This window comes from Kitasatospora sp. NPDC036934 (assembly GCF_055608425.1).
This window is the reverse complement of record NZ_JBVJQR010000074.1, coordinates 1-2,056: the sequence shown is the minus strand read 5'-3', so window position 1 is coordinate 2,056 and position 2,056 is coordinate 1. Positions and strand designations below refer to the sequence as shown.

Genomic DNA, 2,056 nt, shown 5'->3' with positions numbered 1-2,056 from the left:
CCGGCGCGTACCGCGGGCACGGTCGTCAAGGACGAGGGCGAGGGCGGCAAGCAGCTCGCCACCTTCCTCGCCGACCAGAAGTTCATCTGAGCCCCGGCTCCAGACGCTCACCCCCAGACCCAGCGAAACACGGAGACATAGAGCAATGGCTGAGATTCTCGTCCTGGTGGACCACGCCGAGGGTGCGGTCCGCAAGCCGGCCCTGGAGCTGCTGACCCTGGCCCGTCGGATCGGCGAGCCGTCCGCGGTCGTCCTGGGCGCCGGTGCCGCGGCCGCCGACATCGCCGCCAAGGCCGCCGAGTTCGGCGCCGCCAAGGTGTACGTCGCGGACGGCGCCGAGTTCGCCGACCAGCTGGTCGTCCCCAAGGTGGACGCCCTGGCCCAGATCGCCAAGGCGAACGACGCGGCCGCCGTCCTGGTGACCTCCTCCGGCGAGGGCAAGGAGGTCGCCGCCCGCGTCGCGCTGCGCCTCGGCTCCGGCATCATCACCGACGCGGTGGACGTCCGCGCCGGCGACCAGGGCCCGGTCGCCACCCAGTCGGTCTTCGCCGCCTCGTACACCGTCGACTCCCGCGTCAGCAACGGTGTGCCGGTCATCACGGTCAAGCCGAACGCCGTCGCCCCGGAGGCCGCCGCGGCCGCCGGCGCGGTGGAGAACGTGTCGGTGGAGTTCACCGGCAACGCCGCCAAGGTCACCTCGCGCACCCCGCGCGTCTCGACCGGCCGTCCCGAGCTGACCGAGGCCGCGATCGTGGTCTCCGGTGGCCGCGGTGTCGGTGCCGCCGAGGGCTTCGGCGTGGTCGAGGAGCTCGCCGACGCGCTGGGCGCCGCGGTCGGTGCCTCGCGCGCCGCCGTCGACGCCGGCTGGTACCCGCACAGCTCGCAGGTCGGCCAGACCGGCAAGCAGGTCTCGCCGCAGCTGTACGTCGCCAACGGCATCTCGGGCGCCATCCAGCACCGGGCCGGCATGCAGACCTCGAAGACCATCGTGGCCGTCAACAAGGACCCCGAGGCCCCGATCTTCGAGCTGGCCGACTACGGCGTGGTCGGCGACCTCTTCGCGGTGCTGCCGCAGCTCACCACCGAGGTGAAGGCCCGCAAGGGCTGATCCCCCGGAGCAGCGCGGAGGGCGTGGCACTCGGTACCCCCGGTACCGAGTGCCACGCCCTCCGTCGTTCCCGGCCGTGCGGACCACGCGGGCCGTACGGGCCGTTCGGACGGTACGGACCACGCGGACCCACGCGGACCCACGCGGATCACCGGACCCGCAGGGCCTGCACGGCCGCACGGCCCGCGCCGATTACTCGGCGAAGGCCGCGAGGTGCTGGGTGAACCCGCCCTGGGCCGGCGGCAGCGGCCGCGGCTCGACCTCCTGCTCCTGCTGCGGCTCCTCCACCGGCAGCAGCCGCAGTTCGGGCTGGTCGGAGCCGGGGGAGGGGAACAGCCGCACCCGGGTGCCGACCGGGACGGTGCTGCGCATCCCGTCCACGATGCACCAGACGTCGAACCCCTCCGCCATCCGGATCAGCGACTTCTGACGGACCAGCGGCGTACGGGCCTGCTCGACCGCGCAGCGCCGGACGACACCGGTGCCCTCGCTGGGCTCCAGCCGCAGTTCGGTGGAGCCGCAGGTGGGGCAGAGCAGCCGCTGGAAGGTCGGGTTGTTGCACCAGGTACAGCGCTGGAAGTACAGCGTCGTACTCCGGGTGTCGGCGTCGATGGCTGAGTGGACCACGTTGTCATCTCCCTGCGCTCGGACCGGCTCCGTCGGGCGGTGGTACGGCAGAAGTCCGGCGGAACCACGGCAGTGGTGCGGCGGTGGTCCGGCGGTAGTTCGGCAGGAAAAGGATAGGGAACTCAGTGCCGCCCTGTGAAGGCACTGAGTTCCCTTTTTGCCGCGTGCGTGCATAATGAAGGGTACTGAGTACCGTCGTGAAACAGGAGTGGCGATCATGAGCCAGGACTTCGATCTCTTCCGTATCTCCGAGGAGCACGAGATGCTCCGTGAGGCGGTGCGTTCGCTGGCCGAGGCGAAGATCGCTCCGTTCGCGGCGGA

The 2,056-nt window shown here is 71.4% G+C and carries 2 protein-coding genes and 1 pseudogene; 2 read left to right on the top strand and 1 reads right to left on the bottom strand.

Going from position 1 to position 2,056, the window contains the following annotated elements:
- A pseudogene (locus ACZ7BZ_RS38285) lies at positions 1-90 on the top strand (electron transfer flavoprotein subunit beta); the annotation flags it as partial.
- Between the two features lie 55 nt (positions 91-145).
- Positions 146-1,108 (top strand): electron transfer flavoprotein subunit alpha/FixB family protein, encoded by a 963-nt coding sequence (locus ACZ7BZ_RS38280; protein ID WP_470362413.1) that lies wholly within the window; start codon positions 146-148, stop codon positions 1,106-1,108.
- A 192-nt stretch (positions 1,109-1,300) separates the two neighbouring features.
- Here ACZ7BZ_RS38280 and ACZ7BZ_RS38275 read toward each other — a convergent pair whose 3' ends face one another.
- Positions 1,301-1,735, bottom strand: a complete 435-nt coding sequence (locus tag ACZ7BZ_RS38275) for a PhlB family protein (RefSeq protein ID WP_380524402.1) — start codon at positions 1,733-1,735, stop codon at positions 1,301-1,303.
- Between the last annotated feature and the right edge of the window lie 321 nt (positions 1,736-2,056).